Raw genomic sequence first — 6,452 nt, 5'->3', positions numbered from 1 at the left:
GACCAGCACCGCCTCGCTCGACACCAGCTTCGAATAGAAGGTGGTGTCGTCATAGGCGAGCAGGTTCTTCTTGGCCTCGATCAGGAGCGCCTTGGTCTTGGCGATCTCGTCCTCGTCGGTGGTGTTGACCGAATAGCCCAACGCCTTCTCGCCGGCTGCCATCAGCCAGCGATCGGTCGCCAGCATGGTGATGCGGCCCTTGATGTCGGCCGAGGGCTTCAGCAGATCCATCCAGCTGGTGGGCGCGGTCTTGACCAGGTCGGAACGGTAGCAGAGGCCGGTCGTGCCCCAGGCATAGGGCACCGAATGCGCGTTGCCCGGGTCATAGGCGAGCGCGCGGGCTTCGGGATAGAGGTTGGCCAGGTTCGGGATCTTGGCGGCGTCGAGCGGCGCGATCAGCTTCAAATTCTGCAGCGCCTCGACGAAGGGGCTGGAGACGAACAGCACGTCATAGCCCTTGCCGCCGCCGGCCACGACCTTGCCCATGATCTCTTCATTGGTGGCGTGGACCGACATCTCGGCCTCGATCCCGGTCTCCTTGGTGAAATTCTCCAAGAGATCGGCCGGCATATAGCCGTCCCAGTTGGAGATGACGATTTTTTCCGCGGACGCCTCGCCGCTGCCGAGCAGCAGGCCACAGGCGAAAGCAAGGCCGAACGCGGCCCTGCGGGTCAGGCGCAGTGTCATGAAACGCTCCCCGTTATGCATCCGAATCGGCCAGGTTGCGGACGAACCGGTCCTGAGCCCTCGTGGATTGGTAGTCCTTGCGGGAGCGATCATCGGGGGCGGATCGCCCCGGGGTCAACCCACCTTGGGATCGGGGTGCCGAGCCGCGCCGGTCACGGCCGGAAAGTCAGGTCCTGAAGCCTGCCCTTCAGGGCTCGGCCGCGGCGCCCGACCAGGGCGAGGCGATGTCGGTCATGCCATGATTGAGGCCGCCGCCGGGCTCGCGCATGACGACGTTGGGCGAGGCAAACAGCACCGGATGGACATCGAGCGTGCCGCGCCGCACGGCCAGCGCCGGATCGATCGCGGCCTTGACCTCGGGCGACAGGCGGTTATCGAGCGTGACGCCCGAGCCGCTGGCATCGAGGCGCGGACAATGGAGGGCCGCCTCCAGATCCATGCCGAAATCGACCAGGAAGGACAGCACCTGTGCCACGGCGGGCAGGATGCGCCGGCCGCCGGAAGCGCCCAAAGCCGCCCAGGGCTGCCCCGATTTGCGCAGGAGCGTCGGCACCATGTTGGAGAGCGGGCGTTTGCCCGGCGCCATCGAGTTGGGCCGGCCTGGGGTCGGATCGAACCACATGATGCCGTTATTGAGCATCACGCCGGTGTCTTCGAGCAGCACCTTGGAGCCGAAGCGCGACAACAGCGTCTGGGTCAGGGCGACCATATTGCCCTGCCGGTCCACCACGGAGAGATGGGTGGTGCAGGAGGCGCTCGCGGGGTTGTTGCGCGCGGCGCCATCGCCCGCATCGCCCATGGTCTGGAACCGCTCGCGATAGGCGCGGTCGAGGGCTGAGGCATAGGCGCGATAGGCGTCGGGACCGGGGCCGCGGCCGGTCCGCTCTTCCATGTCGGCGGTCAGGAACTCGAGGGTGCGGGCAAGCGTCGGGCCCGCCGTCAGGCCTCCGGGCGCGAAGACCTCGACATCGCGATAGGAAGACGCCGAGGCCGGCACCAGCCTCGCGCGATACTCGGCGAGGTCGGCCGTCGAGAGTTTGCCGCCGAGGCGCTGTATCTCGGCTGCGATGGCGCGCGCGGTCTCGCCCTCATAGAACTCGCGCGGGCCCGCCTTGGCGAGGCGCCGCAGCGTGATGTCGAGCTTGCCGAGCCCCAAGCGCGGCGGCGGACCCTCGGCTGCCGCCGGGGCCGGCGGCAGCCCGCCCGGCAGGTAAACTTTGCGCGCGCCGGCATTCTCCGAGAGCTCGCGCGCGGCGACCGCGATCGAGAGCATGGCGTACCAGTCGACCGGCAGGCCGGCCTGGGCGAGGCCGGCCGCCGGCTCCACCAGGCGGGCCCAGGGCAGCGTGGCAAAGGTTTCGTGGGCCACGCGCATGCCGTCGACCGTGCCCGGCACGCCGACCGAGAGCGGACCCTTGATGTTGCGGTCGCCCTTGACCGAGGGCCATTCGAACAGCGCCTGCGTGGTGCCGCCGGTCAGCGGATAGTCGGCGGGGTCGAGCGTCTTGGGCGCGATCATGCCGAACTCGACGCACTGCACTTCCGGGGCGCCGGCCATCGCCACCAGCATATAGCCGCCGCCGCCGATCCCGCTCATCCAGGGCTCGAGCACGCCGACCGCGAAGCCGGTCGCGATCGCCGCATCGACCGCATTGCCGCCTTCGGCCAGCACGGTGGCGCCGATCCGCGCCGCCGCCAGGCTCTGCGAGGTGACGATGCCGCCCTCGGAGGCCACCGCCTTCTTCACGAAACTGCCTTCGGGGCGATAGGGATCGAGCATGGAATTTCCTTTGAGCCGGGCACGAGGCCGAAATGGGAATGGCGGGCGACAGGTTAGCGCCTCGGAGGCCGAAAGCCAGCCGCCTACAGGTGACCGACTCCGAAAGTAAAGGTTAGACTCAGGACCACCATCACCGACCCACGGCCCCTTCCCCTTCATGAAGCGCTGGCTCGATCTCCTCATCCCCTTCGCGCTTCTGCTGGCCGCCCTGGTTCTGCGGGTGGAAGAGGGACCGGGTATCGAACGGCTCCGCAACCTCGTCTTCGACAGCTATCAGCGCTTTCATCCCCGGCCCTATGCGGACGCCGGGGTGACCATCGTCGATATCGACGAGGAGAGCCTCGCCCAGATCGGGCAATGGCCCTGGCCGCGCTCGAAACTGGCGGAGCTGGTGACGAAATTGGGCCAGCAGGGGGCCAACGCGGTAGCCCTCGACATCATCCTCGCCGAACCGGACCGCACCGGGCCGCAGAACTTGATCCGGCTCTGGTCCGACAGTCCCGACCTCGCCGCCCTCCGAGGCATGATGCTGAACCTGCCCGATCCCGATCAGGCCCTGGCAGAGGCGCTCGCCGCCGGGCCCACCGTTGTCGCTTTCGCGCTCGTGAACGAGCCGGTGCCGTCAAGCGGCCTGCTGCCCATGCCGCACATGCCTGGCGTCACGAGAGCCGGCGACGATGCGATCCGGTTCGTGCCGCGTTTCTCCGAGGCGGTCCGCGCCCTGCCGATCTTCGAGGAGGCCGCGCACGGCTACGGCGCCGTCAATACAGTGCCCGATTCGGACGGAACGATTCGACGGCTGCCGCTGCTGTTCGCTTACGGCGACAATATCGTTCCCGGCTTCACGGCGGAGACCCTCCGCGTATTCCTGGATTCCACGACCTATCAGGCCAAGGCCTCCCACGCCAACAATGTCTTCGAGTTCACCCAAAACGGGGTCTCCCTGATACGGATCGCCGGTAAGAACGGCAAAGTCATCGTGCCGACCGAGGAGAACGGTTCGATTCTTCTCTACGACACCGGTACGCAACCGAATCGCTTCGTTCCCGCCTGGCGGGTGTTCGACGGCAGCGCTGACACGAGCCGCATTGCCGGCCATATCATTCTCGTTGGCTCGACCACCGAAGGCTTGAAGGACCTCCGGTCCTCGCCGTTGAGCTCGACCATGTCGGGCGTCGAGGTCAATGCCCAGATTCTGGAACAGCTGCTCACCGGCACCTATCTGAAACGCCCCTTCTGGGCATCCGAGGTCGAGATCGTATTTCTCCTCCTCTTCGGCAGTGCGCTCATCATCATCGCGCGGCGCTTCACCGCGATCGGCGGTGCGGTCGTCGGCTTCCTCGGCAGTGCGGCCGCCATCGGCGCCTCCTGGTTCGCCTTCACCCGCTATGGCTGGCTGGTCGATCCGATCTTCCCCGTGGCCGTCGCCACCGTGCTCTATATGACGACGACCTTCCTGGGATATCTCAAAACCGAGGGCGAGAAGCGCTTCATCCGCGACGTGTTCAGCCAGATGATGTCGCCGATCCTGGTCGAGAAACTGGCGAGCCAGCCGGAGCCGCCCAAGCTGGGCGGCGAGCTGCGCGATCTCACCGTCATGTTCTCCGACCTGCAGGGCTTCACCAGCATCGCCGAAGGGCTGGCGCCGCAGGACCTCACCCGCCTCATCAACCGCTTCATGACGCCGATGGCGCGCGTGATCCAGGACGATCATGCCGGCACCATCGACAAGTTCATGGGCGACGCGATCATGGCCTTCTGGAACGCCCCGCTCGACGTGCCGGACCATCCGCGCCGCGCGGTCGAGGCGGCGCTGGGCATGCGCGAGGCCCTGCTCGCGATCAATGCCGAGCTGGCGCGCGAGGCGGCCGAGAAGGGCGAGGGCCCGATGGGCCTCGCCTTCGGCATCGGCATCAATACCGGCCCCTGCAGCGTCGGTTATATGGGCTCCGAACAGCGCAAGGCCTACACCACGATCGGCGATGCGGTGAACCTGGCCTCGCGCCTCGAAGGCCTGACCCGGCTCTACGGCGTCGATTGCGTGCTGGGCGACAGCACCGCCCAGGCGGTCCAGCCGGCGGCTGGCGCCGTCCCCGCCTTCGCGCTGCTCGAGGTCGATCTGGTCCGGGTCAAGGGCAAGCAGCGGCCGGAGCCGGTTCACGCCCTGATCGGCGACGGGAGCCAGGCCGCCAGTGGGCTCTTCCAGACCTTGGCGGCGCTGCACAGGACGATGATCCAGGCCTACCGGGCCCAGAACTGGGACGGGGCCGCGGCCGCCCTCGCCCAGCTGCATCACGAGACCGAGCGTCACTTTCCCCGGCTGATGCCGCTTTACGCCCTCTATGACCGCCGGGTTGCCGGCTACCGCCTCGCCCCGCCGGCGCAACCCTGGGATGGGGTCTATGACGCCCTGGGCAAAACCGGCTGATTTGACAGGTTTTCACCCCTCTCCTCACGTGACCTTGCCGAGTTTTCCGGGCTAGGGTGGCCGCCCAAGGCCAAGTCCCGGGGTTTCCGCCCTTGGACCAGGTGTGTTCTATTCCCGAAAACCCGCCAAAACGCCGACATAGCTGACGCCATGCAGGGAGTTGTCTCCACCGTCTTCGGATTGGCCGGGCTGTTCGTGCTGGTGAGCCTCTTGCCATCGCTCGCCCGCCGCCTGCTGCTGCCCGAAACGGTGCTGCTCGCCATGCTGGGCGTCGGGCTCGGCGTGGTGATCGAGGTCGGCCAGGCCAACCAGGGCGACCTGGCGAACGACTTCCTCACCGCGCTCAGCAATCTCGAGATCCCGGGCGACGCCTTCCTTTACATCTTCCTGCCGCCGCTGCTGTTCGAGATGGCGCTCAAGCTCGATGTGCGCCGGCTCATGGACGAGATCGTCCCGATCCTGCTGATGGCGATCGTGGCCGTGATCGTGACGGCGCTGGTCGTGGGCGCGGCCTTGTGGGAATTCACCGGCGCCGGCCTGCTGGCGGCCCTCTTGCTGGGCGCCGTGATCGCCACCACCGACCCCGCCGCCGTCGTCGGCATCTTCCGCGACATCGGCGCACCGCGGCGGCTCACGCTGCTGGTGCAGGGCGAAAGCCTCTTCAACGACGCGGCCGCCATCGCGCTCGCCAGCCTCATCGCCGGGCTCATCACCGGCAATGGCGAAGGCAGCATGGTCCACACCGTCGTGGACTTCCTGCTGGAGTTCCTGGGCGGCGCCCTCTTCGGTTATCTGGTCTCGCGGGGCGCCGCGCTGATGCTGCCGGCCCTGCGCGGCTTCAAATATGCCGAGATGACCTTCACGGTGGCGCTGGCCTATCTCAGCTTCATCGTCGGCACCCAATATCTGCATGTGTCGGGCGTGGTCGCCTGCGTCGTCGCCGGGCTGACGCTCGGCAGCAACGGCCGCACCCGGGTCACCCCGACCTCCTGGGAAAGCCTGGTCGAAACCTGGGAGCAGCTGGGCTTCTGGTCGAACTCGCTCATTTTCGTGCTGGCCGCGATGCTGGTGCCGCAGTTGCTGGCCGGCCTGGCGCCGATCGATCTCCTGCGGCTGGCTGTGCTGATCGCGGCGGCGCTCATCGCGCGCGCCGTCGTGGTCTATGGCCTGCTGCCGCCCTTGGCCGCGATGGGCCTGACCGGCAAAGTCAGCGCCGCCTATCGCGCCGTGATCGTCTGGGGCGGTCTGCGCGGGGCCGTGTCGCTGGCGCTGGCGCTGGGCGTCGCGGCCGATCCGCAACTGCCCGCAGAGACCCGCCATCTGGTGGGTGTGCTGACGACCGGCTTCGTCCTCTTCACGCTCTTCGTCAATGCGCCGACCTTGCGGCCCCTGCTGCGATTGCTGGGGCTCGACAAGCTCGGCGCCACCGAGCGCGCCTTGCGCGCCGGCGCCCTCGACCTCGCCCATGCGGAAGCCAAGACCAGGGTCGAGACCGCCGTCGCCGCCGAAGGGCTCGACCCCGCCTTGACCAAGCGCGTGTTCGACCAGATCGAGGCC

4 protein-coding genes are annotated in these 6,452 nt (G+C 67.7%); 2 read left to right on the top strand and 2 right to left on the bottom strand.

Going from position 1 to position 6,452, the window contains the following annotated elements; all coding sequences use genetic code 11:
* Both ACREE8_RS14270 and ACREE8_RS14265 read right to left on the bottom strand, forming a co-directional pair.
* Positions 1-687: ABC transporter substrate-binding protein (locus ACREE8_RS14270; protein WP_431573677.1), on the bottom strand; the 687-nt coding region annotated here is incomplete at its 3' end.
* 187 nt (positions 688-874) lie between these two features.
* Complete coding sequence (locus ACREE8_RS14265; RefSeq protein ID WP_431573676.1) at positions 875-2,467, bottom strand: gamma-glutamyltransferase family protein; 1,593 nt, start codon at positions 2,465-2,467, stop codon at positions 875-877.
* 157 nt (positions 2,468-2,624) lie between these two features.
* On the opposite strand from ACREE8_RS14265, the gene ACREE8_RS14260 reads away from it, so the two are divergent.
* Positions 2,625-4,895 carry a CHASE2 domain-containing protein gene (locus ACREE8_RS14260; protein WP_431573675.1) on the top strand — a complete coding sequence of 757 codons (2,271 nt, stop codon included), beginning with the start codon at positions 2,625-2,627 and terminating at the stop codon, positions 4,893-4,895.
* A gap of 150 nt (positions 4,896-5,045) precedes the next feature.
* The coding region (locus ACREE8_RS14255) for a cation:proton antiporter (RefSeq protein ID WP_431573674.1) at positions 5,046-6,452 on the top strand (1,407 nt) is incomplete at its 3' end.

This window comes from Hypericibacter sp. (genome assembly GCF_050729195.1).
Taxonomy (GTDB): Bacteria; Pseudomonadota; Alphaproteobacteria; order Dongiales; family Dongiaceae; genus Hypericibacter.
This window is presented reverse-complemented; position numbering and strand designations above follow the sequence as displayed.

Bases quoted from the DNA above. Each gene is read 5' to 3' on its own strand.
- ACREE8_RS14265 (WP_431573676.1), bottom strand. From the start codon at position 2,467: ATGCTCGATCCCTATCGCCCCGAAGGCAGTTTCGTGAAGAAGGCGGTG.
- ACREE8_RS14260 (WP_431573675.1), top strand. From the start codon at position 2,625: ATGAAGCGCTGGCTCGATCTCCTCATCCCCTTCGCGCTTCTGCTGGCC.